General features: G+C 69.0%; 24 protein-coding genes and 2 pseudogenes. 8 read left to right on the top strand and 18 right to left on the bottom strand.

Translation table 11 applies throughout. The features are described 5' to 3' along the window. Nucleotides 1-15: 15 nt before the first annotated feature. Entirely contained in the window at nt 16-1,326 is a 1,311-nt protein-coding gene (locus QFZ47_RS19605) for a hemolysin family protein (protein WP_307657210.1), read from the bottom strand. A 23-nt stretch (nt 1,327-1,349) separates the two neighbouring features. On the opposite strand from QFZ47_RS19605, the gene QFZ47_RS19600 reads away from it, so the two are divergent. Continuing rightward, entirely contained in the window at nt 1,350-2,201 is an 852-nt protein-coding gene (locus tag QFZ47_RS19600) for a symmetrical bis(5'-nucleosyl)-tetraphosphatase (protein ID WP_307657209.1), read from the top strand. A gap of 6 nt (nt 2,202-2,207) precedes the next feature. Here QFZ47_RS19600 and QFZ47_RS19595 read toward each other — a convergent pair whose 3' ends face one another. Next, nucleotides 2,208-2,924: a GNAT family N-acetyltransferase gene (locus tag QFZ47_RS19595; RefSeq protein ID WP_307657208.1), complete on the bottom strand. Its 717-nt coding sequence runs from the start codon at nt 2,922-2,924 to the stop codon at nt 2,208-2,210. Nucleotides 2,925-3,038: 114 nt separating this feature from the next. Here QFZ47_RS19595 and QFZ47_RS28900 point away from each other — a divergent pair. Next, nucleotides 3,039-3,216: pseudogene (locus tag QFZ47_RS28900) on the top strand (PLP-dependent aminotransferase family protein); the annotation flags it as partial. 12 nt (nt 3,217-3,228) lie between these two features. Here QFZ47_RS28900 and QFZ47_RS19590 read toward each other — a convergent pair. From QFZ47_RS19590 to QFZ47_RS19555, 8 genes are all read right to left on the bottom strand, one after another. Beyond that, nucleotides 3,229-4,203 (bottom strand): ABC transporter substrate-binding protein, encoded by a 975-nt coding sequence (locus QFZ47_RS19590; RefSeq protein ID WP_307657207.1) that lies wholly within the window; start codon nt 4,201-4,203, stop codon nt 3,229-3,231. A 35-nt stretch (nt 4,204-4,238) separates the two neighbouring features. Beyond that, complete coding sequence (locus QFZ47_RS19585) at nt 4,239-5,402, bottom strand: c-type cytochrome (RefSeq protein WP_307657206.1); 1,164 nt, start codon at nt 5,400-5,402, stop codon at nt 4,239-4,241. A gap of 1 nt (nt 5,403) precedes the next feature. Next, nucleotides 5,404-6,198 carry an ABC transporter ATP-binding protein gene (locus QFZ47_RS19580; RefSeq protein ID WP_307657205.1) on the bottom strand — a complete coding sequence of 265 codons (795 nt, stop codon included), beginning with the start codon at nt 6,196-6,198 and terminating at the stop codon, nt 5,404-5,406. Beyond that, nucleotides 6,192-7,274 (bottom strand): ABC transporter permease, encoded by a 1,083-nt coding sequence (locus tag QFZ47_RS19575; protein WP_307657204.1) that lies wholly within the window; start codon nt 7,272-7,274, stop codon nt 6,192-6,194. Before QFZ47_RS19575 ends, QFZ47_RS19580 begins: the two co-directional genes overlap by 7 nt. Then, a complete protein-coding gene (locus QFZ47_RS19570; RefSeq protein ID WP_307657203.1) occupies nt 7,271-8,284 on the bottom strand; it encodes an ABC transporter substrate-binding protein in 1,014 nt (337 codons plus the stop codon). The genes QFZ47_RS19575 and QFZ47_RS19570 overlap by 4 nt, the downstream gene beginning before the upstream one ends. Nucleotides 8,285-8,306: 22 nt before the next feature. Continuing rightward, nucleotides 8,307-9,131, bottom strand: coding sequence for a class II aldolase/adducin family protein (locus tag QFZ47_RS19565; protein ID WP_307657201.1), 825 nt, complete (start codon nt 9,129-9,131; stop codon nt 8,307-8,309). Between the two features lie 134 nt (nt 9,132-9,265). Then, entirely contained in the window at nt 9,266-10,375 is a 1,110-nt protein-coding gene (locus QFZ47_RS19560; protein WP_307657200.1) for an LLM class flavin-dependent oxidoreductase, read from the bottom strand. 30 nt (nt 10,376-10,405) lie between these two features. Continuing rightward, nucleotides 10,406-11,395, bottom strand: a complete 990-nt coding sequence (locus tag QFZ47_RS19555) for an ABC transporter substrate-binding protein (protein ID WP_307657199.1) — start codon at nt 11,393-11,395, stop codon at nt 10,406-10,408. 110 nt (nt 11,396-11,505) lie between these two features. On the opposite strand from QFZ47_RS19555, the gene QFZ47_RS19550 reads away from it, so the two are divergent. From QFZ47_RS19550 to QFZ47_RS19530, 5 genes are all read left to right on the top strand, one after another. Next, nucleotides 11,506-12,738, top strand: a complete 1,233-nt coding sequence (locus tag QFZ47_RS19550; protein ID WP_307657198.1) for an acyl-CoA dehydrogenase family protein — start codon at nt 11,506-11,508, stop codon at nt 12,736-12,738. After that, a complete protein-coding gene (locus tag QFZ47_RS19545) occupies nt 12,735-13,715 on the top strand; it encodes an ABC transporter substrate-binding protein (RefSeq protein WP_307657197.1) in 981 nt (326 codons plus the stop codon). Before QFZ47_RS19550 ends, QFZ47_RS19545 begins: the two co-directional genes overlap by 4 nt. After that, nucleotides 13,712-14,329, top strand: coding sequence for a cysteine dioxygenase family protein (locus QFZ47_RS19540; protein ID WP_307657196.1), 618 nt, complete (start codon nt 13,712-13,714; stop codon nt 14,327-14,329). The genes QFZ47_RS19545 and QFZ47_RS19540 overlap by 4 nt, the downstream gene beginning before the upstream one ends. After that, nucleotides 14,326-15,951: a rhodanese-related sulfurtransferase gene (locus QFZ47_RS19535; RefSeq protein WP_307657195.1), complete on the top strand. Its 1,626-nt coding sequence runs from the start codon at nt 14,326-14,328 to the stop codon at nt 15,949-15,951. The genes QFZ47_RS19540 and QFZ47_RS19535 overlap by 4 nt, the downstream gene beginning before the upstream one ends. A 141-nt stretch (nt 15,952-16,092) precedes the next feature. After that, entirely contained in the window at nt 16,093-16,314 is a 222-nt protein-coding gene (locus QFZ47_RS19530; RefSeq protein WP_307657194.1) for a hypothetical protein, read from the top strand. A 129-nt stretch (nt 16,315-16,443) separates the two neighbouring features. On the opposite strand, the gene QFZ47_RS19525 is transcribed toward QFZ47_RS19530, so the two are convergent. The 6 genes from QFZ47_RS19525 to QFZ47_RS19500 all read right to left on the bottom strand — a co-directional run bounded on the left by QFZ47_RS19525 (nt 16,444) and on the right by QFZ47_RS19500 (nt 22,626). Then, nucleotides 16,444-17,904, bottom strand: coding sequence for a DEAD/DEAH box helicase (locus QFZ47_RS19525; RefSeq protein WP_307657193.1), 1,461 nt, complete (start codon nt 17,902-17,904; stop codon nt 16,444-16,446). A gap of 131 nt (nt 17,905-18,035) precedes the next feature. After that, the gene (ypfJ, locus tag QFZ47_RS19520) at nt 18,036-18,923 is read right to left on the bottom strand and encodes a KPN_02809 family neutral zinc metallopeptidase (protein ID WP_307657192.1); all 888 of its coding nucleotides are present in this window, start codon (nt 18,921-18,923) and stop codon (nt 18,036-18,038) included. Nucleotides 18,924-19,020: 97 nt separating this feature from the next. After that, nucleotides 19,021-19,587: a dCTP deaminase gene (gene dcd, locus QFZ47_RS19515; RefSeq protein WP_018905384.1), complete on the bottom strand. Its 567-nt coding sequence runs from the start codon at nt 19,585-19,587 to the stop codon at nt 19,021-19,023. Between the two features lie 89 nt (nt 19,588-19,676). Beyond that, entirely contained in the window at nt 19,677-20,963 is a 1,287-nt protein-coding gene (gene guaD / locus QFZ47_RS19510) for a guanine deaminase (RefSeq protein WP_307657191.1), read from the bottom strand. 77 nt (nt 20,964-21,040) lie between these two features. Next, complete coding sequence (locus QFZ47_RS19505) at nt 21,041-22,024, bottom strand: hypothetical protein (RefSeq protein WP_307657190.1); 984 nt, start codon at nt 22,022-22,024, stop codon at nt 21,041-21,043. Continuing rightward, nucleotides 22,021-22,626, bottom strand: coding sequence for a short chain dehydrogenase (locus QFZ47_RS19500; protein ID WP_307657189.1), 606 nt, complete (start codon nt 22,624-22,626; stop codon nt 22,021-22,023). The genes QFZ47_RS19505 and QFZ47_RS19500 overlap by 4 nt, the downstream gene beginning before the upstream one ends. A gap of 100 nt (nt 22,627-22,726) precedes the next feature. On the opposite strand from QFZ47_RS19500, the gene QFZ47_RS19495 reads away from it, so the two are divergent. Continuing rightward, nucleotides 22,727-23,608, top strand: coding sequence for a LysR family transcriptional regulator (locus QFZ47_RS19495; protein ID WP_307657188.1), 882 nt, complete (start codon nt 22,727-22,729; stop codon nt 23,606-23,608). On the opposite strand, the pseudogene QFZ47_RS19490 reads toward QFZ47_RS19495, so the two are convergent. Together QFZ47_RS19490 and QFZ47_RS19485 are read right to left on the bottom strand one after the other, a co-directional pair. After that, nucleotides 23,605-24,706: pseudogene (locus tag QFZ47_RS19490) on the bottom strand (BMP family ABC transporter substrate-binding protein). The gene QFZ47_RS19495 and the pseudogene QFZ47_RS19490 sit on opposite strands and share 4 nt — an antisense overlap. 89 nt (nt 24,707-24,795) lie before the next feature. Beyond that, on the bottom strand, nt 24,796-25,743 hold the full coding sequence (locus QFZ47_RS19485) for a LysR substrate-binding domain-containing protein (protein ID WP_307658975.1): 948 nt from the start codon (nt 25,741-25,743) through the stop codon (nt 24,796-24,798). Nucleotides 25,744-25,763 lie beyond the last annotated feature (20 nt).

Raw genomic sequence — 25,763 nt, 5'->3', positions numbered from 1 at the left:
TCTGGTGAACGTGCCCTAGTCGTCCTGCGACGCCGACTTGTCGACCATGGCCAGCACCCTGTCGATGCGGCGCCCCTCGAGCGCGGCAACCTCGAAATGCCAGCCCGCGCAGTCGATGATTTCACCGGTCTTGGGCAGATGGCCGGAGACGGCCATCAGCAGGCCGGCCACGGTGTTGTAGCGGCCGCGCTCTTCCTCCGGCAGCTCGCGGATGCCGAGCCTGGCGCGCAGCTCGGACACCGGCATCAGCCCGTCGAGTTCCCACACGCCGTCGGGCCGCTCGCGCGCCCACGCATCGGTCAGGATGCCGGGCTGCAGTTCGCCGGTGATGGCTTCGAGCATGTCGCGCGGCGTCATGAGGCCCTGCACCACGCCGTACTCGTCGACCACGAACACCAGCCGGCCGCCGCGTTCGCGGAACTGCTCGAGCAGCTCCATGCCGGTGAGCGTCTCGGGCACGAACACGGCCGGCGCGGCCTCCTGGCCGAGCACGCCGACATGGCCGGTGCCCAGGCGCAGCAGGTGCGCCACGCTGATCACGCCGACCACGTCGTCGAGCGAGTTGCGGCACACCGGGTACCAGGAATGCACCAGGTTGAGCGCGCCCGCATCGGCCACCTTCTGCAGCGCCTCGGCCACGGTGTCGGAAGCGTCGAGCCATTCGATGTCGGCGCGCGGAACCATCAGCGACGACAGCCGGCGGTCGTCCAGGTGGAACACGTTGCGCACCATCTGGTGCTCGTGCTGCTCGATCACGCCGGCGTCCACGCCCTCTTCCAGGCTGGCCGAGATTTCTTCCTCGGTCATGGAGCGCGCGGCGTTGGCGTCGATGCGCAGCAGCTTCAGCACGGCGGCCGTGGCGCTCGCGAGCAGCCACACGAACGGCTTGGCGCCCTTGGCGAGCCCGCGCATCGGGCGCGACACCCAGAGCGCCACGGGCTCGGGATAAAGCTGGCCGATCCGCTTGGGCACCAGCTCGCCGAAGATGATGGTGAAGAAGGTGATGCCGGTCACCACCACGGCGGTGGAAGCCACGCTGGCCGTGCCGTGGCCCAGCCCCAGGTTTTCCATCCAGACCGCGAGCGGCTCCGCAAAGGCGGCCTCGCCCACGATGCCGCTGAGCATGCCGATCGACGTGATGCCGATCTGGACGGTCGACAGGAAATGGGTGGGCTCCTCCATCAGCCGCAACGCCGCCTCTGCGCCGGTATCACCCGTCTCGGCCAGCGCTGCCAGGCGCGCGCGCCGGCTGGTTGAAAGGGCCATTTCGGACATTGCAAACAACGCATTCAGCGTGGTCAGCATGGCCAGCAGGAGAACATCCATGAACGGGGGGTGAAAATGAGGACATGGCACTTTACTTGATCGGAGATATCCAGGGCTGCGACGCCGCCCTCCAGAAACTGCTCGACAAGATCGGTTTTTCCCCCAGCCGCGACACCGTCGTGCTGCTGGGCGACCTGGTCAACAGGGGCCCCGACTCGGCCGCCGTGCTGCGGCGCGTGCAGGGCTACGGCGCCTCCGCGCTGAGCCTGCTCGGCAACCACGACCTGCATCTGCTGGGCGTGGCGCACGGCGCGCGCAAGTCCAGCCGCAAGGACACGCTGGCCGGCCTGCTCGAAGCGCCCGACAGCGAAGCCATGCTCGAATGGGTGCGCCAGCAGCACATGGCGCTGCACATGCAGATCGGCGGCGGCGACCTGCTCATGGTGCATGCCGGCGTGCTGCCGCAGTGGACGGTCGGCGACACGCTCGCGCTGGCGGCGGAGGTCGAATCGGTGCTGCGCGGCCCGGCGCTGGGCGAATTTTTGCTCGGCATGTACGGCAACGAGCCGGCGCAGTGGAGCGACTCGCTGAACGGCGGCACGCGGCTGCGCGCCATCGTGAACGCGCTCACGCGCATTCGCTTCTGCACCGCCGAGGGCGTGATGGAATTCGAGAGCAAGGACGGCATGCTGCCCGGCCCCGAGGGCTTCATGCCGTGGTTCGACGTGCCCGGCCGCAAGACCGCCAACGCCACCGTCGCCTTCGGCCACTGGTCCACGCTGGGCTGGCTCTCGCGGCCCGACCTGCTCTCCACCGACACCGGCTGCGTCTGGGGCGGCTGCCTCAGCGCCGTGCGCATCGGCGCCACGCTGGACGAGCGCGAACTGATCCAGGTGAAGTGCGAGCAGGCGCAGAAGCCCGGCAAGCCGGACTGACCGGCCTCAGCCGCGCGGCAGCCTGAAGCGGTCGAGCGCCATGCGCTGCCGGCCCTCGGCATCGAAGTTCTCCGGCGCGAGCCAGCGCTCGAAGGCCGTGCGCAATGCAGGCCACTCGCCGTCGGTGATCGAGAACCATGCGGTGTCGCGGCTGCGGCCCTTGTAGACCACTGCCTGCCGGAAGATGCCTTCGAACCGGAACCCCAGGCGCGCGGCCGCACGCTTGGACGGCTCGTTGAAGTTGTCGCACTTCCATTCGTAGCGCCGGTAGCCGAGTTCGTCGAAGGCCAGCTTCATCAGCAGGTACTGCGCTTCTGTGGACATCGGCGTCTGCTTCAGCAGCGGAGAAAAAGTGACGCTGCCGACCTCGATCGCGCCGTGGGCCGGGTCGATGCGCATCAGCGCGAGCGTGCCGACGGCCCGGCCGCTCTGCCGGTCGATCACCGCGAAGTGCATCGGATCGACGCTCTGTGCGGCGCGTTCGATGTGGGCCCGAGTGCTCACCAGATCGATGGGCCGCTCGACGAACAGGTAAGTCCAGTCGCGGCCGTCGGGCGCCTGCGCATAGGCGGCGTGGAGGTCGTCGATGTGCTTGGCGGCATCGAGCGGTTCGAGCACGCAGTACCGGCCTTCGATGGGGCGGCGCGGCGGCAGGGAACGTGGAGTCCATTCGGGCACCAGGGGCCCGATGGGTTGGCCGTATTCGTTGTGGCGAGCTGACATGGGAGGCTTTCGGAAGCAATGAGGTGGCAGTGCCAGGGAACGATAAAGTACGCCCGGTGTGGCGCCACAGGAAGCACCACGTCTTGTCCATTTCATGGTGCCACGTTTTCATTCATGAGCAACCCGCCCCACCTTGCCTCCGCGGCACTGTTCGAATCCCCTCTGGTCAAGGATCGCGAGGCCGGCCCGATGCAGCGCCAGCTGCACGAGCGCCTGAAGCGCGCCATTCTCGACGGCGGCCTGGCACCTGGCGGCCGAAGGCTATGTGCAGCCCGACCGGCAGGGCACGCGCGGCCGCGGATGATCAACCCTGGACCGCCACGCCAAAGCCCGTGTCGAAGGTGCCCTTCACATCCAGCGGCTGCCTGATGAGCCCCACCTGGCGGTAGAAATCCGCCGTGCCCTGCTGGTCGGCAATGACCTGCGCATCGATGGGCACCCACTTCTGCTGGCGGCGCTCGAACTGCAGCCTGGCCGCTTCGGGCGGAATGCCGATGATGCGGGCCAGCGCGGCCGAGTAGGCATCGACGTTGCGGTACGACCAGAGCTGGGCCTTCACCACGCGCTGCAGAAAGTCCTGCAGCACCGGCCGCTTGGCGGCAATGGCGGCGTCGGTGGCCGCGAGGTAGCTGAGCCCCGGCAGCAGCCCGCGCCCGCCCACGAGCACGCGCGCATGACGGCTGACTTCGGCCAGTGCGGTGTAGGGCTCCCAGGTGGCCCAGGCGTCGACCGAGCCCTGCGTGAGCGCGAGCTTGGCATCGGCCGGCGCAAGGAAGCGGATGTTCACCTCCTCGGGCTTCAGGCCGGCCGCGGTGATGGCCTTGAGCGTGACGTAGTGGCCGATGGAGCCGCGGTTGGTCGCGATGCTCTTGCCCTTGAGGTCCGCGGCGGTCTTGAGCGGCGAATCGGGCCGCACCAGCACTGCCGTGCCGTACGAATCCGAACGGTTGGCGCCGATGGCCTTGACGCGCGTGCCGGCTGCGAGCGCGAAGATCAGCGGCGCATCACCGATGGGGCCGGAATCGACCGCCGCGGCATTCAGCGCCTCAGCCAGCGGCGCGGCCGCGGGGAACTCGGACCACTGGATGTCGTAGCCCAGGCCTTCGAGCCCGCCCGCCGCTTCGAGCAGCGCGCGCAGCCCGCCCTTCTGGTCGCCGGCCTTGAGAACGGGGCGGCCCTGTGCGCGTGCCTGCCATGAGAAGGCGGGCAAGGCCACTGCTGCGGCTGCGAAGCCGCGTGCGAGGAGCTGTCGGCGTGATCGGTTGTGGTGTGGGTTCATGGGTTCTCCGTGTTCAGTCGAGACAAGAAAAAAAGTCAGTGGATGAAGCCGCCCTTGACGAAGCGCACCGGCTGCGCGTCCATGCGGGCGATCAGTGCGCCCAGGCCATCGGCGGGCAGTGCTGCGTCCTGCCCCGTCGTGGCGGGCGCGCGTTCGCTGCGGCACAACAAGTCGTCGTCCGACCAGCCCGCCTTGCCGGGCGCACCGCGTGCGCGCAGCCAGCCGTCGCGATCGGCAATGAGCTGGGTGCCGGCCAGTTGCTCGGTGCCGGCGATGAGCGCCAGTGCTTCCCATGCGGCGGCGGAATCGGCCACGCAGTCGGCGGCCGTTGCAACCGCGCTCGAAGGCGGCCGCAGCAGCACGGTCACGAGCCGCGGATCTTCGGCCGGTGCTGCGCCGCCCGCCACGATGCGCACGCGCTGCCCGCGCCAACTCGCGAGCAGCCGCGGCGGCTGCAAACCGCAGCGCACCGTCATGTCAGGCAGGCCGATGGGCTGCGGCCAGCTGCCAAGCGCACGCAGGCTCTGGCCCGCGCCCTGCGCCTTCATGTAGTCGACCAGTGCCCAGGCGTCGGCCTCGTCGAGCTTTCCGGCGAAGCCGGGCATCGTGGGTTGGCCGCCCCGCTGCGCACCGCGCGTGCCGTGGAGGATGCGCCAGAGCAGATCGCCATCGGCGCGCCGCCACAGCAGCGGGCCGCTGAGGTCCGGCGGCCATACCGCCAGCGAAGCTGCGAGCGGCCCTTCGCCCTTGCCGTCCGCGCCGTGGCAGGCCGCGCAGTTCTGTTGGTAGAGCACGCGGCCTTGTGCGATGGATGCGGCCGTGAAGCCGGTCGGCGAGGTCTGGAAGCTGGTAGGCGTTGCGGGCACCAGCACCACGCGCGACTCGGGCCAGGGCGCGGCGATCAGTAGCATCGGCACCAGCGCCAGCAGGTAGTAGCGCGGACGCCGCCAGAGCAGCGCGAGCAGCAACGCGAGCACCGCCACAGCGACGAACACCAGCGTCCACGCAAGGCTGCGCGCCTGGCCCAGGTCGATCAGCAGGTTCTCGCCCGACAGGCGGTGCGCCCACGGCCATGCTGGCTGGCCGTGCGCCTGCTGCGCGAGCCCCAGCGCATCGAGCACACGCAGCAGCTGCAGCTGCGCGCCCTGCAGCAGGCCGATCAGCAGGTTGAGCCAATCGGCCTCGGGCGTGCTGTTCATCTCACCAGGTGGCGTCGAGCCCCAAATGCCTCAACGCTTCGTGTCTCAACTCGGCCAGACGCGCATGCCCACGATGGCGCGGATACGGCAGGTCGACCACGATCTCGGCCGCAATGCGCGCCGGCCGGTCGCTCAGCACGATCACGCGGTTGGCGAGGAACAGCGCCTCCTCCACATCGTGCGTCACCAGCAGTGCCGAGAAGCCGGCGCGCTGCCACAGGTTGACGAGCTCGCTCTGCATTGCGATGCGCGTGAGCGAATCGAGCTTGCCGAGCGGCTCGTCGAGCACCAGCAGCTGCGGATCGTTGACCAGCGCACGCGCCAGCGCCACGCGCTGTGCCATGCCGCCCGAAAGCTGGTGCGGAAAGGCCTTGGCAAAGTCGGTGAGGCCGACAAGCTTCAGCGCCTCGTCGACGCGGCCACGCTGCGACTTGAGCACGCCGCGCGCCTGCAGGCCCAGCGCCACGTTGTCCCACACGCTGCGCCAGGGGTAGAGCGTCGGGTCCTGGAACACGACGATGCGCGACGGGTCGGGCCGCGTGATGGCCGCATCGTCCTGCGTGATGCGGCCGGCCGTGGCGGGCTCGAGCCCGGCCACGAGGCGCAGCAGCGTCGACTTGCCGCAGCCGCTCGGTCCCAGCAGCGCGACGAATTCGCCGGGCTTTACCGTCAGGTCGATGTCGTCGAGCACCTGCAGCGGGCCGGCCGGCACATCGAACCAGTGGCTCACGCCGCCGATGTCGATATGCGCGCCGGCCCGGCGCACGCCCGCTTCAGCAACGGCGCTGGCTACCATTTCACAGTCCCCTTCTGCCACGACAGCACACGGTCGCGCACCTTGAACAGCAGCGTGATCAGGCCCGAGCACAGCACGGCCATCACGATCAGCGCGGCGTACATGTTCGAGTACGAAGCCCAGCCCTGTGCCCACGAAAGATAGAAACCGAGGCCGGCTTTCACGCCCATCATCTCGGCCGTGACCAGCACCGAGAACGCCGCGCCCAGCCCCATGAAAAGGCCCACGAATACCTGCGGCAACGCCGCCGGAATGGCCACGCGCAGCACCAGGAAGCGCTCGCTCGCGCCCATGGTGCGCGCCACGTCGTAGTAATTGCGGTTGACGCCCGCGACGCCCGACCAGGTGAGCACCGCCACCGGAAAACCAGTGGCGAGCGCGATCAGGAACACCGCGGCCGCATAGCTCGATGGAAAGAAGAAGAACGCGAGCGGCAGCAGCGCCGAAGCCGGCACCGGCCCCACGAAGCGCAGCACCGGATGCACCCAGTAGCCCGCGATGCGCGACCAGCCGATGGTCACGCCCGTGAGAAAACCCGCGAGCGCGCCCAGCACGAAGCCATGCGCGAGCAGCCGGGTCGAATGCAGCAGGCTTTCGCCGAGGCGGCGCCAGTCGTCGATGTAGGTCTCCACCAGGCTTTGCGGCGGCGCAAAGAATGGCCTGGGGAGCAACGCGAGCTTGGCGGTCGCGATCTCCCAGATGGCGAACAGCACGGGCAGCGCGACAAGCCATGGGCCCGCGGGCTGCAGCGCAAGCGCGACGCGGCCGGCGCGCGGCCCGAGCGATGCGGCGGCCAGCAGCAGTGCGCCCACCGCGATGGCGGCGATGCCGAACTCGTCGGTGTAGGCCCAGTCGCTGAAGCCCACCGCCTTGTTCGGCCAGTAGATCGTGAGCAGGCCCAGGGCGAACCATGTCGCAGCGGCGGCGAAGCCGATGCGCCATGCGGGCAGAGCCACCGAGCTGCGGGGCAATGCCGAAGCAGGAGCCGGTGGACGTTCACACGCCGCGGCCCCCTCCCTGGCCCTCCCCCGGAAGGGGAGGGAATCGAAGCCGAATGCGGGGTCGGGGGTGCTCATGCCAGCGGATCGAAAGAGACATGCTCGGCGAATTTCACCGGATCGGTGGTCTTCTTGAGCACGCCGACGCCGCGGAAATCGCGCGCATAGAACTCCACCTCGTCGCGCAGGTTCCTGCCGAGCGGATGGTGGTTGTGCGTGAGCGTGCCGAGCAGCGCGCGCAGGTCTTCCACCGGCACCTTGGGCGAATACTTAGCGAAGAGCCTGGCCGATTCGTTCGGGTTCTCGGCCACGTAGTCGGAGGCCTGCGCGATGGCGCGCACCAGCGCGGCCACGGTCGGCTTGTCCTTGCGCACCAGTTCGCCGCGCGCGCCGACGATGCAGCAGACCTTGTCCTTGTATTCGCCCGAGAGGTTGCTCGCAATCTCCACGAAGGCCCCCTTGTTGCGCTTCTCGATCAGGTAGACGTTGGGGTCGCCATCGGCAATCGCGTGGATCTCGCCCTTCTGCACCGCGATGTCGAGCAGGTCGGCCGGGTACTGGCGCCAGGTCACGTCCTTGTCGGCATCGATGCCGTTCTTCGCGAGCAGGATCGAGAAGAAGTTCTTGCCCGGGCTCGCGATGTCCGACACGCCGATGATCTTGCCCTTGAGGCTCGCGAGGCTGGTGGCGCCCGCGCTCTTCGCGCCCACCAGCCGCACGCAGCCGCCGTGCGAGCTGCCGACGATCTTCACGTCGAAGCCCGACTCCAGCGGCTTGAGCCAGCGGTGGATCATGCCCACCGCCGCATCGGCCTTGGCCGTCGCCAGCGACTCCAGCAGCTGGTCGGTGGAGCCGGTGTAGTTGATCAGGTCCACCTGCAGGCCGTTGCGCTCGAAGTAGCCGCGCTCCTGCGCGACGACGACGGGCGAGAGGCAGAACGCGGCGGCGTTCCATGCGAAGGTGAGCTTGCGCGCCTGCTGCGAAAACGCCTGCGAGGCGATCAGGCCACCCGAGGCAACCACGGCGGCAGCGCCGCCTGCGCGCAGGACACCCCGGCGCGATACGGGGCGTGAAAGAGATGCGGTCATCGAGAGTTCCAGTGGTTTTTCTTCAGAGCAGCAGCTCGGGCTCCGCTTCGACCAGGCCTTCGTAGAGGCTGTCGAAGGAATGGATGGCCCCCTCCGGGCCGCCGATCTGGCTGTGCGTGTGGCGCGCGGTTGCTTCGTCGATGGGCTGCGGCTTGCCGGCGGCCTCAGCCAGCAGCTGCGTGTGGCAGGCGTTGTCGAGCGCGATGTACCACCAGGCGGCGGCCTCGACCGTGGGGCCCGCCGTCAGGATGCCGTGATTCTTGAGGATCGCGCCCTTCTTGTCGCCCAGCGCCTGCGCGATGCGCTCGCCCTCGCTGGTGTCGACCACCATGCCGGTGAAGTCGTCGAACAGCGCCACGTCGCCATGGAACACGCAGCTGTCCTGCGTGATCGTGTCGAGCTTGCGGCCCAGCGTGGACCAGGCCTTGCCGTAGGTCGAATGCGTGTGCGCGGCGGCGATGATCTTCGGGTTGTGCTCGTGGATCGCGGCGTGGATGGCAAATGCGGCCTTGTTGAGCGGCCGGTCGCCGATCACCGTCTCGCCCTTCGAGTTGACCAGCAGCAGGTCGGAGACCTTGATGCGCGAGAAGTGGACGCCCAGCGGGTTGACCCAGAAGTGATCGCTGAGCTCGGGATCGCGCGCGGTGATGTGGCCCGCAAGGCCCTGCGCAAAGCCGAAGCGCGCAAACAGGCGGAACGCACCCGCGAGGCGCTCCTGCCGGTGGCGGCGCTCGGCCTGCACGCTGGTGCGCGGTGGGATCGGGTCGAACCAGTACTTCTGCTGCGGGTGGGGGTTGAGCTTCAGCGGCTGGGCCGCGTTGCGGTCGATGGAAAGAACGGCACTCATGAGAGATTTCCTTGCATTGCTCCTTCCCCTTCCGGGGGAAGGCTGGGATGGGGGAACGACGGCACTACCGGTGGTGACGCGGCTGGCCCCCACCCCGGCCCTCCCCCGGAGGGGGAGGGAGAAAAAGACCGGACTCAGGCGGCCTTGCGGATGGAAGCCGCGCGCTGCGCCACGAGTTCACGCGTGCGCGGAATCAGCTCGCGTCCATAGTCGATCGCGTCTTCCAGCGGATCGAAGCCGCGGATCAGGAAGGTGGTCACGCCCAGGTCGTAGTAGTCGAGCAGCGCATCGGCCACCTGTTCGGGTGTGCCAACCAGGGCCGTGCTGTTGGAGCGCCCGCCGATCTCCTGCGCCACGGCCGTCCACAGCCGCTTGTCGAGCCGCGTGCCCTTCTCCGCCGCTGCGAGCAGGCGCTTCGCGCCCTCGCTCTGCTGCGGCCCGCCGCGGTTGTAGCCCTGCACCACGCGCAGGCGTTTCGTCTCGGCCAGGATGCTCTCGGCGCGCGCCCACGCGGCTTCTTCGGTCTGCGCGAGGATGGGGCGGAACGACACCGAGAAGCGCACGCTGCGCCCATGCTTCGCGGCCTCGGCGCGCACGCGCGTCGTGAGCTCGCGCGCCTGGTCGAGCGACTCGCCCCACAGCGCATACACGTCGGCGTATTTGCCGGCGACCGGAATCGCCGCTTCCGACGCGCCGCCGAAGTACACCGGCACATGCGGCCTGCCGTTGCGCGTCTGCAGCGGCTTCACTTCGGAGAAAGCGTTCTGGTAGCGGTAGTGCGCGCCTTCGTGGTCGAAGGGCTTCTCGCTGGTCCACACCTTGTGCAGCACGTCGAGGTATTCGTCGGTGCGCGCATAGCGCTGGTCATGGCCGAGCCAGTCGCCGTCGCGGCGCTGCTCTTCATCGGAACCGCCCGAGATGTAGTGCACGCCGAGCCGGCCGCCGCTGAACTGGTCGAGCGACGCGAACTGCCGCGCCGCCAGCGTGGGCGACACGAAACCCGGCCGATGCGCGAGCATGAAGTGGATGCGCTCGGTCACCGAGGCGGCATAGGCCACCGTCAGCGTGGCGTCGGGGCCGGTCGAATGGTGCGGCACCAGCACGCGGTCGAATCCCGCGCTCTCGTGCGCCTGCGCGAAGGCGCGCACGTACTCGCGGTCGATGGCCGGTCCCTTGGCCGCATGGATCTCCGAGACCTTCTGGCCCTGGATCATGCCGATGAATTCAACGTCGTTCTGGCTCATGGTGTCCTCGTGTTTTCGGGTAGGAATGGATCAGGCGGTGGGCAGGCGCAGCAGGTTCTCGAAGCGGCGGTCCCACAAGGGCTTCACGTCGGCGGGCCCGTCGAGCACGCCGATCTTCAGGAAGGTGTCGGCCACCTCTTGGTGGCTGCGCACCACGGCGTCAGTGACCGGGCCCAGGCTGTAGTCGCCGCTGCGGCCGTTGAAGAGCTCGACCAGGTCGCCGACCGGCACGCGCGTCTCGGCCGACTGCGCACGCGCATAGGCCAGGAAGTTGCCGTTGATCCATGCGAAGGCGCGCTGCAGGCGCTGCAGCAGGTCGCCCAGCGCCGCACGGCGCAGCTCGTCGTCGAGCGCACGCGGGTTGGCGTAGATCGGGAAGTTGCCCGAGAGGTAGCCCACGCCGGTCTTGATGGTGCGCGCGCCGTATTGCGTGCGCGCGAGCTGGCCGTTGTAGCCGTAGATGGCCCAGGCATCGAGATCGCCGCGCGCGAAGGCCGAGAGGCCGTCCGAAGGCGTGAGGCTCACGGCCTGGATGTCGCTGAACGACAGGCCCGCCTCGGCCAGCTGCTTGGCCAGGTAGTAGTGCGAGGTGGTGGCGCGCACATAGCCCACGCGCTTGCCCTTGAAGTCGGCGATGCGGCGGATCGGCGAATCCTTGCGCGCCAGCGTGGCCTGGTTGTTCAGGTCTTCGTGCGTCACGGCCACCAGCCGCACGCTGGATTTCTGGCGCGCCGCGAACACCGGCGGGATCTCGCTGCCCGAGCCCAGGTCGAGCGCATCGCCGTTGATGGCCTCGATGTGCAGCACGCCGTTGTTGAGCTCGCGCCAGTCGATCCTGTACGGCGTGTTGGCTTGGCCGGAAGCCTGCAGCAGCGGGCGCCAGAGGCCCTTGTAGGTGCCCACGCGCAGCGTGACGCCAGAGAGGTCGCGCGCCGGCGCCGCACCGGCCGCGGCCAGGGCACTCCAGCCCGCGGCGGCCTGGAGCAGGCGTCGCCTGTCGATCGGAAAGTCAGATGTCATGCACCGGACCGTACCGAGGCAGGCGGCAAAAGCGAACGCAGAAAAACGAGTTTGCATATGCGGGATGCGTCGTTTTCCGTCCCGGGCCGTCCCGTTACCGTGCAGGCACCATGAGTGCACTCCCCTTGCGCCGCCCGTCGGCCACGCCTGAAGAAACCACACCCGCCACCGTCGATGCCGCGCTGCTGGCCGGCCTGTCGGCCCAGTTCGCCGCCACCGCGGCCGACCACGACCGCAGCGGCGCCTTTCCGCGCGAGAACTTCGAGGCGCTGCAGGCGCGCGGCCTCATCGGCCTGGTGGCGCCCGCGGCCTGCGGCGGCGGCGCTGCCACGCTGGCGACCGCGCGGCGCGTGATCGCGGCCGTGGCGCGCGGCGAGCCGGCCACCGCGCTGATCCTGACGATGACCTATCTGCAGCACCATGCGCTCGCGCGCAGCGACGGCCGCTGGCCGCCGCACCTGCGCGAACGGGTGCTGCGCAGCGCGGTGGAACGCGGTGCGCTCATCAACGCGCTGCGCGTCGAGCCCGCGCTCGGTTCGCCCGCGCGCGGCGGGCTGCCCGCGACGGTGGCGCGCCGCGAAGGCAGCGGCTGGAGGATCGACGGCCACAAGCTCTACACGACGGGCATCGAAGGCCTCTCGTGGCTCGCCGTGTGGGCGCGTACCGACGAGCCAGTGCCGCGCACCGGCGTGTTCCTGGTGCCGCGCGATGCGCCCGGCGTGCGCGTGATCGCGAGCTGGGACCACCTGGGCCTGCGCGCATCGGGCAGCCACGAGGTGGTGTTCGAGAACGTGGCGATCGAGCTCGACCACGCGGTCGACCTTCGCGCACCGGCCGACTGGGCGCCCGACGCCGGCAGCCAGACCGACATCGATGCCCACGCCGCGCAGCAGGCCTGGATGACGGTGCTGCTCGGCAGCCTCTACGACGCGGTGGCGCAGGCCGCGCACGGCTGGCTGGCGGGTTTTCTCAACCAGCGTGCGCCCGGCAACCTGGGCGCGCCGCTCGCGAGCCTTGCGCGCGTGCAGGAGCATGTGGGAGAGATCGAGGCGCTGCTGCGCACCAACCGCGTGCTGCTCGACGATGCGACGCGCGCCATCGACGAAGGCCGCGCGCAACCGGCCACCGACAGCGGCCTGCTGAAGTACACCGTGACGAACAATGCCATCCGCGCGGTCGAACTCGCGCTGCAGCTGAGCGGCAACCACGGCCTCACGCGGCAGAACCCGCTCGAGCGGCACTACCGCGACGTGCTGTGCAGCCGCATTCACACGCCGCAGAACGACGCGATCCTGGTCGCGGCAGGCAAGCGCGCACTGCTTTCGACGGGAGCCGCCGCATGAGCGATCTCTTCTTCTCGAAAGCCTCGCGCCGCAACTGGCTCAAGCAGGGTGCCGCACTCTCCTTGGCAGCCACCGGTCCGCTGCGCGCATGGGCACAATCGCAGACCGTGCTGGTGCTCGGCGACCAGGCCGGCGGCCTGCGCGCACTGTTCGAGGCCTCGAAGGCCCTGGAGGGTGCGCCCTTTGCCTACCGCTGGGCCAACTTCCAGGGCGCGGCCCCGCTGTTCGAGGCGCAGCGCAGCGCGGCCGTCGACACGGCCGTGGCCGGCGACCTGCCGGTGCTGGCTGCGGCCGTCGGCCGGACGCCGCTCAAGATCGTCGCCACGCGCGTCGGCAAGGCCGATGCACTGGGCATCGTGGTGCAGCCCGACTCACCGCTGCGCAAGGTGGCCGACCTGCGCGGCAAGACCGCGATCGTCTCGTCCGCGCGCGGCAGCATCTCGCAATACCAGCTCTATGGTGCGCTCGAGGAAGCCGGCGTGCGGCGCGACGAGGTCACGGTGAAGTTCGTGCTGCCGACCGATGCGGCCGCGGCCTTCGCCTCGAAGCAGATCGACGCCTGGGCCGTGTTCGACCCCTACTACACGATCGCGCTGCAGCAGGGCGGGCGCATCCTGCGCGACGGCCGCGGCATCAACACGGCGCTGGGCTTCATCACCGCGAGCGAGCCCTCGCTGGCCGATCCGGCAAAGCGCGCTGCCATCGTGCAGTTTCTCGACCGGCTGGCGCGCGCGGGCGAATGGGCGCTGGCCAACCCCGAGGCCTATGCGCAGGCCTACAGCCAGCTCACACGCCTGCCAATCGAATCGGCGCGCATCATCACCGCGCGCGCCTCGGTCACGGGCCGGCCGGTGTCCGAAGCCGACATTGCGGCCCTGCAGACGGTGGCCGACCGCTCGGCGCGCGACGGTATCCTGCCGGTGCGCGTGGACGTACGCGCCATCACCGATGCGCAGCTGTGGAGGCGCCCCGCGTGAGCGGCACCTCGGCGATCGCACCGCTGCGCGAATTCGTCATCGCGTTCGGCCGCCTGCTCGACAGCGGCCCGGACGAGCCGCGCATCCTCTCCGAAGGCGGCGCCCTGCTTCGCACGCTGGTGGCACGCGACGACTGGCTGCCCGGCGCCTTTGCCCAACCCGACCCCGCGCGCTACCAGCAGTTCCTGCTGCATGCCGACAGCACTGAACGCTTTTCAGTCGTGAGCTTTGTCTGGGGGCCGGGGCAGGCGACGCCGGTGCACGACCACACGGTGTGGGGCCTGATCGGCATACTGCGCGGCGCCGAATACAGCCAGGGCTACGCCGTCGGCAGCGATGGCCGCGCGCAGCCGCAAGGCGAAGCGGTGCGGCTCGACGCCGGCGAGGTGGAAGCCGTGTCGCCCGCCATCGGCGACCTGCACCGCGTGCACAACGCGCATGCGGACCGCGTGTCGATCAGCATCCACGTGTACGGCGCCAACATCGGCGCCGTGCGGCGGCATACTTACCCGAACGAAGGCGGACGCAAGCCCTTTGTCTCGGGCTACTCCAATGCGCTGCTGCCCAACCTGTGGGACCGCAGCGCCGAACCTCGAAAACCGGATCCAGCATGACGACAGCCGCCTTCCCCCTTCTGCCCTTCGCCGCCGTGCGAGAGCGGCTCGTCGCGCGCGAGGAAACCGCGCTGCTCGACGTGCGCGAGGAAGACCCCTTTGCGCAGGCGCACCCGCTGTGGGCCGCGAACCTGCCGCTCTCGCGCATCGAGATCGAAGCCTGGCGGCGCATTCCGCGGCGGGACACCTTCATCGTGCTGTACGGCGCGCATGAAGGCACCGACCTGGCGCCGCCGGCCGCGCGCACCTTCGCCGCACTGGGCTACACGAATGTGCACCTGCTCGAAGGCGGCCTCGAAGGCTGGCGTGCGGCCGGCGGCGAGCTGTTCCGCGACGTGAACGTGCCGAGCAAATCGTTCGGCGAACTGGTCGAGCACGAGCGGCACACGCCGTCGCTCACCGCGCCCGAGGTGAAGGCACTGATCGACGGCAAGGCCGACGTGGTGGTGCTCGACGCGCGCCGCTTCGACGAATACCGGACCATGAGCATTCCCTCGGCCACCAGCGTGCCCGGCGCGGAACTGGTGCTGCGCGTGCGCGAGCTCGCACCCGATCCGGCGACGCAAGTGATCGTCAATTGCGCGGGGCGCACGCGCAGCATCATCGGCACGCAATCGCTGGTGAATGCGGGCATTTCGAACCCGGTGGCGGCGCTGCGCAACGGCACCATCGGCTGGAAGCTCGCGGGCCAGGTGCTCGACCACGGCGCGGACCGCAAGGCGCCGGCCGTGGTGTCCGATGCGCACCGCGCGCAGGCGCAGGCCGACGCGCGCCGCGTGGCCGACAAGGCCGGCGTACGCCGCATCGCGCTCGATGCGCTGCATGCGCTGGAAGCCCCGGGGCGCACCGTGTACCGCTTCGACGTGCGTACGCCCGAGGAATACGAGGCCGGCCACCTGCCCGGCTTCGCGAGCGCGCCGGGTGGGCAGCTGGTGCAGGAAACCGATCACCAGGTGCCGGTGCGCGGCGCGCGCATCGTGCTGGCCGACGATGACGGTGTGCGGGCCTCGATGAGTGCCTCATGGCTCGCGCAGATGGGCTGGGAGGTCTACGTGCTCGACCCGCTGCCGCCAGCTTCGGCCTTCGCCGAGACGGCGGCGCCGCCGCCCGCCTATCCGCCCGCCGCGGCCACCGTGCCAGAGATCTCGCCCAGGGAGCTGGCGGCCTTGCTGGAGCAGCAGATCGGCACGGCGGTGATCGACGTGACCACCAGCGCCAACTACCTGAAGTGCCACATTCCCGGCGCCTGGTATGCCATCCGCGCCCACCTCGCGCAGGCCGTCGATGCGGCCATCCCGCCCGCGCAGCGCTATGTGCTGACCTGCGGCAGCAGCCTGCTCGCGCGCTATGCCGCGGCCGACCTGCGCCAGGCGCTCGATGCGCGCGGGCAGCGCGACGTGGAAGTGCTGGTGCTGGCCGGCGGCAACGCGGCATGGTTCGCGGCCGGCCTGGAAGCCGAAACCGGCGAAACGCGCCTGGCGACACCGCGCACCGACCGCTACCGCCGGCCCTATGAAGGCACGGATGCGCCGGCCGAGGCCATGCAGGCCTACCTCGAATGGGAATACGGGCTTGTCGCGCAGCTGGCGCGCGACGGAACGCACCATTTCCACGTGATCTGAAGGGGCGCAGCAGCTCACTTCTGCGAGGCCGACCTGCAACGGGCCGGTCACATTATTTCGTCAGGGTAAAGGACGTCATCCGCTGGTGGCGCGGGGCGTTTCCTGGGAACAACGATCACAACTCGTCCCAGGAGCATCGCCATGAAACTGCCTGTTCTCGCCCTCTCGGCCGCCGCGCTCGCGGCCACCTTGACCGGTTGCGTGGTCGCACCGGCGCAACCCGTCTATGCCGCGCCTCCGGGCGTCGCCTATGTGGCACCGACCTATGTATCGCCGGGCGTGGGTTTCGTGTGGAACTACCACCCGCGCTACGGATATGGCTGGCACCACCCGCGCTACGGATGGCACCGCGGATGGAGGTAGAGGCAGGCTCGCCCCCAGTCTTCGCGCACTTCGTGTCGCTACGCCAACCCCCTACCGGGGGCAACACCAGCGGCCCGGCAAAGCCGGTTCCGCGGTGTTTCACGGAAAGACAAGCCCAGCGGTTGGGAATCAGTTGGTTTCGGCACTCTTGAAGAGGGCCGCAACCTTGCGCTTGGTCTTGATGTTGCTCGAGATGCCGCGCGAAGGCGCCGCCTTGGCGGCAGCTTCCCAGGCAGGCGTGGCTTCGGCCTGGCCCGGTTCGTAGGGCTTGTCGAAGAACGGATCGCGCGGCGCCGAGGGTGCGCGATGCGGGCGTCCGCCGCCCCGCCGGGCTTCGGCCTCGCGGCGCTCGCGCGGCTGGTCGAGCACGTCGCGTGCATCGCCGGCTTCGCCTTCTTCGCGCCAGTGGCGGCGGCCGTCGTTGATGCGGCCGCGCGGGGTGTCTTCCTCGAACTCGACAGGTTCGAGCTCGATCTTCTTCTTGATCAGCTTCTCGATGTCGGCCACCAGGCGCACATCGTTGCCGCCGCTGGCAAAGCTCACGGCCAGGCCCGAGGCGCCGGCACGGCCGGTGCGGCCGATGCGGTGCACGTAGTCTTCGGCGTTGAACGGGATGTCGAAGTTGAAGACCGCGGGCACGTCCTTGATGTCGAGGCCGCGGGCTGCGACGTCGGTGCACACCAGGAGGTCGACCTCGCCGGCCTTGAACGAGGCAAGCGCCTTCAGGCGCTCGTCCTGGCTCTTGTCGCCGTGCAACGCGGTGGTGCGAAGACCTTCGCGCTCCAGCGAGCGTGCGAGGCGCGCGCAGCCGAGCTTGCTGTTGACGAACACGAAGGCCTGCGTGATGCCGCGCTGCTTCACGATCTGCTTGAGCGCGCGGCGCTTGTCGTCGTCGGTCACGCTGTAGAAGTGCTGCTCGACGGTGGAGGCCGTTTCGTTCGGCCGCGCCACCTCGATGGTGACGGGGTTCTGCAGGTAGCTGCCCGCAAGCCGCTTGATCTCGGGCGAGAAAGTGGCCGAGAACAAGAGCGTGGTGCGCTGCTTGGGCAGGTAGCTCAGGATGCGCTGCAGGTCGGGCAGAAAGCCGATGTCGAGCATGCGGTCGGCCTCGTCGAGCACCACGTACTCCACCTGGTTGAGCACCGCGTTCTTGGCTTCGATGTGGTCGAGCAGCCGGCCCGGCGTGGCCACCAGCACTTCGACGCCTCTCTTGAGCTCGAGCGTCTGAGGCTTCATGTCGATGCCGCCGAACACCACCGTGCTGCGCAGGTTGGTGTACTTGGCATACAGCTTGACCTGCTGGGCCACCTGGTCGGCCAGTTCGCGCGTGGGCAGCAGCACCAGTGCACGCACCGGATGCCGCGCAGGCGACGTGGACGAGTTCTCGTGCTTGAGCATGCGCTGCAGCAAGGGCAGCGAAAACGCCGCGGTCTTGCCGGTGCCGGTCTGCGCGGCCCCCATCACGTCCTGGCCCGAAAGCACGACCGGAATGGCCTGCTCCTGGATGGGAGTCATGGTTTCGTAGCCCATTTCGGCTACGGCGCGCGCCAGCGGTTCCGCCAGCGATAGATTGGAGAAGGAGCTTGTCATTAAGCCCTCTATTGTCGCACTGCCGCAAAAAATGGCAGTGACAGCGGCGCGACAACGTCCGCGCCGCCCGCATTGCTATTTATTTCATAGCAACAAGTTCTTTGTTCACGGGCGCTTCACGCCCTCGATCCTCAAAGGCTGCGTGCGTTGAAGGTGTCGCAGGACTTGACGTCGCCGCTTTGGTAGCCCGCGCCGAACCAGCGCTGGCGCTGCGCGCTCGACCCGTGCGTGAAGCTGTCGGGCACCACGGCGCGGCCCGCGGAACGCTGCAGCGCGTCGTCGCCGATCTTCTGCGCGGCATTCATCGCGGCCTCGATGTCGCCCGGGTCGAGCCACTTCTTCGACTCCTGCGAATGGTGTGCCCAGATGCCGGCAAAGCAGTCGGCCTGCAGCTCGACGCGAACGCTCAGCGCGTTGTTCTGCGCCTGGCTCAGGCGCCCGCGCATGCCGTCGACCTTGGCGGTCACGCCGAGCTCGTCCTGCACATGGTGGCCGACCTCGTGCGCGATGACGTAGGCCTGCGCGAATTCGCCGGGCGCGCCGAGCTGGTTCTTGAGCGTTTCGTAGAAGCCGAGGTCGATGTAGACCTTCTTGTCGCCGGGGCAGTAGAACGGCCCCATGGCCGCCTGGCCGGTGCCGCAGGCCGTGGGCGTGGCACCGCGGAACAGCACGAGCCGCGGCGGCTGGTAGCTGCCGCCGTTCTGCCGGAAGATGCCCGTCCAGACCACCTCGGTGTTGCGCAGCACGGTCGACACGAAGGCCGCCTCGCGGTCGCTCGAGGGCGGCTTGGGCGCGGGGCCTTGCTGCTGTTGCACCTGGGCCTGTTCGCCACCGCCGCCGCTCAGGAGGCTCAGCACGGTCAGCGGATTGATGCCGAAGATCCAGCCTGCGATCAGCGCGACGGCAATGGTGCCGATGCCGATGCTTCGCCCGCCGATGAAGCCGCCGCCACCACCGCCGCCGCCTTCACCACGGCGGTCTTCGACGTTGTCGGATTGTTCGTTGCCTTCCCATCTCATCGCAGTCTCCTTGCCGGCCTTGCGGGTTTGCCGGATCGCCTCTGGATGGTACTTGGCCCGGCCGCCTGCTGCGTAACCGGCGGTCAGAATGCGCGGATCAGGTCTTGGGCAGCGTGACGCCGCGCTGGCCCTGGTACTTGCCGCCGCGGTCCTTGTAGCTGGTCTCGCAGACTTCGTCGCTCTCGAAGAACAGCACCTGCGCGCAGCCCTCGCCCGCATAGATCTTGGCGGGCAGCGGCGTGGTGTTGCTGAATTCGAGCGTCACGTAGCCTTCCCATTCGGGCTCGAACGGCGTCACGTTGACGATGATGCCGCAGCGCGCATAGGTGCTCTTGCCCAGGCAGATGGTGAGCACGTTGCGCGGGATGCGAAAGTACTCGACCGTGCGCGCCAGCGCGAAGCTGTTGGGCGGAATGATGCAGTAGTCGCCGTGCATGTCGACGAAGCTCTTCTCGTCGAAATTCTTCGGGTCGACCACGGTGCTGTGGATGTTGGTGAAAACCTTGAATTCAGGCGCGCACCGGATGTCGTAGCCGTAGCTCGAGGTGCCATAGCTGATGATCTTGTGGCCGGCGGCCTCGCGCACCTGGCCGGGCTCGAAGGGCTCGATCATGCCGGTCTGCTCGGCCATGCGCCGGATCCATTTGTCGCTCTTTATGCTCATATGCGGTCGCTGATGCTGCTGCGGGGAGGAATGGCGCGAATTGTGGCATGCGCCATGCCCCACCCCCTCCGGCTGCGGCGAGCTTGCGGCTATCCCGCCTGCGAGATCACCGTGCGCTCGACCAGGCGGTCGTCGCCGAGCACGATCATCGCGAACAGCAGCTCCTCGAGGCTGTTCGCGCGCGCGGCCTTGCGCGCCAGCAGGGGCGTGGCCTGGGGGTTGAGCACCAGGAAGTCGGCCTCGCAGCCGGGCTGCAGATTGCCGATCACGCCACCCAGCCCCAGCGCGCGCGCCGCGCCACCGGTGTGGCGCCACCAGAGTTCGGAGGGCGCGATGCTCAGGCCGGCCTTGGTCTGGCCCTCGCGGCCCACGTAGTAGGCCGCCATCATCGTATGGAAGGGGCTGAAGCTGGTGCCGCCTCCCACGTCGCTGGCCAGCCCGTACGGGTAGCCCACGCGGTCGGCCGCGCCGAAATCGAAGAAGCCGCTGCCCAGGAACAGGTTGCTGGTCGGGCTCACGGCGGCGGCCGTCTTCGTGTCGCGCAGCAGCGCGCGGTCTGTGTCGTCCAGGTAGATGCAATGCGCGTACACGGCGCGTTCGCGCATCAGCCCGAAGCCAGCGTACACGTCGAGGTACGAACGCGCCTGCGGATAGAGCTCGCGCACCCACGCCACCTCGTCGCGGTTCTCGGCCACGTGCGACTGGATCCAGGTGTCGCCGTATTTCGCGGCCAGTTCGCCCGCGCCGCGCATCTGGGCGTCGGTGCTCGCGGGCGCAAAGCGCGGCGTGATGGCATAGCCCAGGCGGCCGGTGTTGTGCCACTTGCGGATCAGCGCCTCGGAGTCGATGAGGCTCTGCTCGGTCTGGTCGCGCACGCCGTCGGGCGAATGCCGGTCCTGCAGCACCTTGCCGCTGATCATGCGCAGGCCGCGGCGCTGGGCGCCCTCGAAGAAGGCATCGACCGAGGCCACGTGCGAGGTCGCGAAGGCCAGCGCGGTGGTGACGCCGTTGCGCAGCAGCTCATCGAAGAACACATCGGCCACTTCGTTCGAATGCGCCGGGTCGGCGAACCTCGCTTCCGCCGGAAAGGTGTAGTTCTCGAGCCAGGGCAGCAGGCCCGGCGAGGGCGAGCCGATGATGTCGGTCTGCGGAAAATGGATGTGCATGTCCACGAAGCCGGGTGCGAGGATGCGGCCCGGCAGGTGCGTCACCTGGGCATCGGGATGGCGCGGTGACACGGCGGCATGGCTGCCGGCGTCGAGCACGCGCTGGCGGCCGGCGCTGTCGGGCGCGACGACCAGCAGCCCGTCTTCATCGAAAACGGGCAGGCCGGCGTCGTCGAATCGCAGGAGGGAGGCGCGGTAGGCTTTTTTCATCGTGGTGGCCGAGGGTAATCCAGCCCCGGGCCGCTGCAATTTCCATGCGCGTATGAGTGCTATATGGCGAACGCACTTCAATCCGGCGGCAAGGCGCGCGACTGAATGTCGAAAGGCACGCCGCGGGGAACGGCCGCGTCGTCGTCCTTGTGTTTGAGCAACAGGCCGTACTTCGACTCGATGAAGTAGACGCGGTCGCCCAGCACCGCCCCGGAGGAAGGATCGTTGAGCCCGCCCACCACTGTCCGCAGCCCGAGCTTCACGCCGTCGATGCGCGCCAGCGTGACCTGCCCGCCGTAGGGTCCGTCGCCGAAGGCATTGCTCTCGAACAGCACCAGCCGGCCGGGTTTCCAGGCGCGGATCGCGTCGACGTTCTTCATCACGCGCGGCGCATCGATGCGCGTGACCTCGCCGGCGCCGCCGTCGGCGTTCAAACCGATGCGCAGCAGATGCGATGCAGCGGCCACGAGGCTCACGTAGATGTCGCGGCCGTCATCGATCGCAATGCCGTTCAAGCCCTTGTACGGCCCTTCGCCGGCCAGTGACGGGCTTTCCTTCCAGACCGTGAGCGCCGTGGCATCGGGCGCGAGCCGCAGCACGCGCGGATGAAAGGAGTCGGTCACGTAGATGTTGCCGCGTGCGTCCTGCGCGAGATCGTTGCAGTAGCCCGCGTCAGGCATCGCATAGCTCGCGCGCGGCGCGCCTGTCGCCAGGTCGTAGCGCTTGAGCGCGCTCGGCGTCTGCGGCACGGTGGTGAAGCCGCTGTTGCCCGAGCAGACCCACAGGGCCCGGCGCTTCGCATCGACCAGCACGCCCTGCCCGTTCGCCAGGCCGTTGGCGCCGGGCTTGACCAGCACCTCGGCCTTCGGCGCGACACCCGGCTTCAACCTGGCGACCGCCCCCTGCCGCCAGCTGCCGACATAGAACGCACCGTCCGGCCCGATGGCGACGCTTTCCGGATACCAGTCTTCGGGCAGCGCCTGTACGGCGGGCGGTGCGGCAATGGCCGCCGTCGTGGCGAGCGCGAGCAGCGCGCCGGCCAGCCGTGTGCGCCTGCTCATTGCCACACGCGAAAGACGCGCCCCGTCAGCGGGCCTTCGACGCTGCGCACATAGGCCAGCGCCACACGCGCGGCCGGTACGGTTTCGACGCCCGGAAAGAGCGCGCCATACGCGGCCAACGATTCGGTCAGCAACGTCGGACTCACCGCATTGATGCGCAGGCCGCGCGACAGCTCGATCGCTGCGCCTTTCACGAAACCCTCCACGGCTGCATTCACGGCAGCCGCATTGCCTCCCCCGCGAACGGGGTCGTCGGCGGCGACGCCCGTGGTCAGCGTGATCGAGCCGCCATCGGCCAGCACATGCTGGCCCAGCAGCGCGAGCCGCACCTGGCCCAGCAGCTTGTCCTGCAGGCCGATGTTGAAGTCGGCCGGCCGCATTTCGGCGATCGGCCCGAAGAACAGCCCTCCGGCCGCCGAGACGATCGCATCGACGCGCCCCACCGCCGCATACAGCGCCTCGACGCTCGCATCGCTCGTGATGTCGACCTGCCGGTCGCCGCGCGTGCGGCCCGCGCGCACCACCTCGTGCCCGCGTTCGACCAGCACGTCGGCCACCGCACTGCCTACGGCACCCGTAGCGCCCACGACAAGAATCTTCATGACAACCTTCCGAATGAAATCAGGAAGTGCATTGTTTTGCGAATGGATAGTTTGATAAATTGCCATCCGGTTCGGCAATTCGAAACCCTGGGTTCTCAATATGGACAAGCTGCGCGCCATGGAAGTCTTCGTCGCGACGGTGGACGCGGGCAGCTTCGCCGCCGCCGCAGAGGCGCTCGATCTCTCGGCCGTGATGGTCGGCAAGCACATCCGCGCACTCGAAGCGCAACTGGGCGCGCGCCTGCTCGAACGCACCACCCGGCGCCATGCGCTCACGGAAATCGGCGCGGCCTACCTGGAGCGCTGCCGCGACGTGCTCGCGAGCGTGCACACCGCCGACGGCGTGGCCGAGTCGCTGCGCGCCATGCCGCAGGGCGTGCTGCGCGTCACGGCGCCGGTGGCCTATGGCGCGCACCGGCTCACGCCGGTCATCGCCGAATACATCGCCGCTTATCCGCAGGTGAAGGTGGACCTGAACCTCAACGACCGCGTGGTCGATCTGGCCGAAGAGGGCTTCGACTGCGGCATTCGCTCCGGCGCAGCGGTCGATGAACGGCTCATCGCAAGGCCGCTCGCGTTGGCGCGCATGTTCGCGGTGGCCAGCCCCGCATGGGTCGCACGCCACGGGCGGCCGAAGCACCCGTCCGAACTGGAGGCTTTCCCGCTGCTCGGCTTCGCGGCGTGGGGCCCGAACCATTCATGGCGCTTCACGCGCAACAGGCAAACGGTGCATGTGCCGGTGCGCGGCCCGCTCAGCACCAACAACGGGCAGGCGCTGCTGGCTGCGGCGATGGCCGGCGTCGGCGTGATCGTGCAGGCCGATGCGCTGCTCGGGCCGGCCCTGGCCTCGGGCCAGGTGGTTCAGCTGCTGTCCGAGTGGGAGCTGCCGACGCGCCCGGTGCACATCATGCGGCTGCCCGAAGCACGGCCGAGTGCCAAGCTGCGGACCTTCGTGGATTTCGTGGTCGAGCGGCTGGGTTAGCGCGCCACGCGCCCCTGCACGCCCTCGACGAGCCAGTTCATCTTGAGGATCTGCTCGTCGTTCAGCTGCGCACCCTTGGCGATGACGGTGCGGCCTTCGTTGTCGCGCACGTCGCTGTTCACCGCGCGAAACGGCTGCAGCCTGCCGACAGCGATGTCCTTCTGCCGCGCCAGCACTTCCTGCTGCACTGCCTGGGGCACCTTGCTGCCGAAGTCGCCGACGCGGATCATTCCTTCCTTCACGCCGCCCCAGACGTTGCCGCTTTTTCCAGCTGCCGTCGAGCACCGCCTGCGCGCGCTGCACGTAGTAGCCGCCCCACTGGTGCGTGACGGCGACGATCTGCGCGTCGGGCGCGGTCTTGCGCATGTCGGAGTGGTAGGCCACGGCCATCTTGCCCCGCTCCTGCGCAGCGGCCATCACGGCGGTGGAGCCGGTGTGGAAGGCGACCACATCGGCGTTCTGGTTGAACAGCGCCATGGCGGCATCGCGTTCCTTCGGCGGATCGAACCACTCGTTGAGCCACACCACGATCACCTTGGCGTTCGGATTCACGGACCGCATGCCGAGCGTGAACGCGTTGATGCCCTGCAGCACCTCGGGAATCGGAAAGCCCGCCACGTAGCCCGCAATGTTGGTCTTCGTCATGCGGCCGGCCGCGATGCCCGCGAGGTAGCGGCCTTCGTAGTAGCGCGCGTTGGCGGTGGCAACGTTGGGCGCGCCCTTGTAGCCGGTGATCGATTCGAACTTCACGTCGGGAAAGTCGCGCGCCACCTTGAGCGTCGGCTCCATGTAGCCGAAGCTGGGCGTGAAGATCAGCCGGTTGCCCTGCTGCGCGAGGTCGCGGATCACGCGCTCGGCGTCGGCGCCCTCTGGCACGTTCTCGACGAAGGTGGTCCTGACCTTGCCGCCGAGCGCCGCATCGACGGCCTTGCGGCCCTCTTCATGCTGGCGCACCCAGCCGGCATCGGTGACCGGCGTGACGTAGACGAAGCCGATCTTCAGCGGCTCCTTCGAAGCCTGCGGTTGCGAAAAGGCGGGAGATAGAAAACAAGCGGCTGCCCACGCCAGAACGGCGCGGCCCGCGAGGTTTTTGTACATGGTGGTCCTCTACATGGCCCCGGAAAAGCAAAAAAACCGCAGCCGGCCGGGACGCCCGGCTGCGGGGTGCGGATTTTAGCGGCGGCCGTTCAGTGCAGCTGCACCGGTTCGGCCTGCACATGCTCGCGCACGGCTTCCAGCAGCAGCGTGGCGAGCCGGCCCACCGGCGCCTCGGCCGCAGCCTGCGCGCGATAGAGCATGAGCGACATCTGCGGCAGCGCGGGCAGGCCGACGGCCGTGCGGTCGATGGCGCGCACATGCGCCGGCAGGCCGAAGGGCGTGCGCACCGACAGGCCCAGGCCGGCCGACGTGGCGGCCCACAGCGCGGCCAGGCTGGCACTGCCGAACGCATGGCGCCACGGCGTGCCGGCGCGGTCGAGCGCGGCAACGACGATGTCGCGCAGCGGGCATGGCGCGTCGAGCAGGACCAGCGGCAGCGGTTCCTTCGACTTGCGCGCGCTGGTGCCGCGGCGCTCGCGCTCCTTCCACCAGGCTGCATCGAGCGCATCGGGCGCCCTGGGGCCGATCCATTGCAGCGGCAGGCGCGCCACGCGCTCGCCGTGCGGCGTCATCTGATCGCCGGTGTCCCACGCCAGGGCGAGGTCGAGCTGCCGCAGTTCGAGCCGTTCGCGCAATTCGGCGCTGCGCGCCACGCAGGCTTCGATGCGCACCTTGGGATGGGCGCGTGCGAAGCGGCCGAGCACCGCGGGCAGCAGCGTTTCGCCGAAGTCTTCCTGCAGGCCGAGCCGCACCCAGCCCTGCAGGTCCGCACCGCGCATGGCGGCGCCCGCTTCCTCGTTGAGTTCGAGCATGCGGTGGGCATAGGCCAGCAGCGTTTCGCCCGCGTCGGTGAGCTCCAGGCCGCGGCCGGCCTTGCGGAACAGCGCAGTGCCGGCCTGCGCCTCGAGCTTCTTCAACTGCGCGCTGACCGCCGAGGTCGAACGGCCCAGCCGGTCGGCCGCGCGCGCATAGCTGCCCAGCGCGATGCCGGTGGAAAAACTGCGCAGCACGTCGAGATCGAACATCACCTGGGACATGGATTCACCCTTCATTGGAT

Origin of the sequence: Variovorax paradoxus (genome assembly GCF_030815975.1) — a bacterium.
Classification (GTDB): domain Bacteria; phylum Pseudomonadota; class Gammaproteobacteria; order Burkholderiales; family Burkholderiaceae_C; genus Variovorax; species Variovorax paradoxus_N.
This window is presented reverse-complemented; position numbering and strand designations above follow the sequence as displayed.

Bases quoted from the DNA above. Each gene is read 5' to 3' on its own strand.
- QFZ47_RS19555 (WP_307657199.1), bottom strand. From the start codon at position 11,395: ATGACATCTGACTTTCCGATCGACAGGCGACGCCTGCTCCAGGCCGCC.
- QFZ47_RS19500 (WP_307657189.1), bottom strand. From the start codon at position 22,626: ATGAAGATTCTTGTCGTGGGCGCTACGGGTGCCGTAGGCAGTGCGGTG.
- QFZ47_RS19560 (WP_307657200.1), bottom strand. From the start codon at position 10,375: ATGAGCCAGAACGACGTTGAATTCATCGGCATGATCCAGGGCCAGAAG.
- dcd (WP_018905384.1), bottom strand. From the start codon at position 19,587: ATGAGCATAAAGAGCGACAAATGGATCCGGCGCATGGCCGAGCAGACC.
- QFZ47_RS19550 (WP_307657198.1), top strand. From the start codon at position 11,506: ATGAGTGCACTCCCCTTGCGCCGCCCGTCGGCCACGCCTGAAGAAACC.
- QFZ47_RS19590 (WP_307657207.1), bottom strand. From the start codon at position 4,203: ATGAACCCACACCACAACCGATCACGCCGACAGCTCCTCGCACGCGGC.
- QFZ47_RS19565 (WP_307657201.1), bottom strand. From the start codon at position 9,131: ATGAGTGCCGTTCTTTCCATCGACCGCAACGCGGCCCAGCCGCTGAAG.
- ypfJ (WP_307657192.1), bottom strand. From the start codon at position 18,923: ATGAGATGGGAAGGCAACGAACAATCCGACAACGTCGAAGACCGCCGT.
- QFZ47_RS19535 (WP_307657195.1), top strand. From the start codon at position 14,326: ATGACGACAGCCGCCTTCCCCCTTCTGCCCTTCGCCGCCGTGCGAGAG.
- guaD (WP_307657191.1), bottom strand. From the start codon at position 20,963: ATGAAAAAAGCCTACCGCGCCTCCCTCCTGCGATTCGACGACGCCGGC.
- QFZ47_RS19545 (WP_307657197.1), top strand. From the start codon at position 12,735: ATGAGCGATCTCTTCTTCTCGAAAGCCTCGCGCCGCAACTGGCTCAAG.
- QFZ47_RS19505 (WP_307657190.1), bottom strand. From the start codon at position 22,024: ATGAGCAGGCGCACACGGCTGGCCGGCGCGCTGCTCGCGCTCGCCACG.
- QFZ47_RS19525 (WP_307657193.1), bottom strand. From the start codon at position 17,904: ATGACAAGCTCCTTCTCCAATCTATCGCTGGCGGAACCGCTGGCGCGC.
- QFZ47_RS19600 (WP_307657209.1), top strand. From the start codon at position 1,350: ATGGCACTTTACTTGATCGGAGATATCCAGGGCTGCGACGCCGCCCTC.
- QFZ47_RS19530 (WP_307657194.1), top strand. From the start codon at position 16,093: ATGAAACTGCCTGTTCTCGCCCTCTCGGCCGCCGCGCTCGCGGCCACC.
- QFZ47_RS19605 (WP_307657210.1), bottom strand. From the start codon at position 1,326: ATGGATGTTCTCCTGCTGGCCATGCTGACCACGCTGAATGCGTTGTTT.
- QFZ47_RS19485 (WP_307658975.1), bottom strand. From the start codon at position 25,743: ATGTCCCAGGTGATGTTCGATCTCGACGTGCTGCGCAGTTTTTCCACC.
- QFZ47_RS19570 (WP_307657203.1), bottom strand. From the start codon at position 8,284: ATGACCGCATCTCTTTCACGCCCCGTATCGCGCCGGGGTGTCCTGCGC.
- QFZ47_RS19585 (WP_307657206.1), bottom strand. From the start codon at position 5,402: ATGAACAGCACGCCCGAGGCCGATTGGCTCAACCTGCTGATCGGCCTG.
- QFZ47_RS19575 (WP_307657204.1), bottom strand. From the start codon at position 7,274: ATGAGCACCCCCGACCCCGCATTCGGCTTCGATTCCCTCCCCTTCCGG.
- QFZ47_RS19595 (WP_307657208.1), bottom strand. From the start codon at position 2,924: ATGTCAGCTCGCCACAACGAATACGGCCAACCCATCGGGCCCCTGGTG.
- QFZ47_RS19580 (WP_307657205.1), bottom strand. From the start codon at position 6,198: ATGGTAGCCAGCGCCGTTGCTGAAGCGGGCGTGCGCCGGGCCGGCGCG.
- QFZ47_RS19495 (WP_307657188.1), top strand. From the start codon at position 22,727: ATGGACAAGCTGCGCGCCATGGAAGTCTTCGTCGCGACGGTGGACGCG.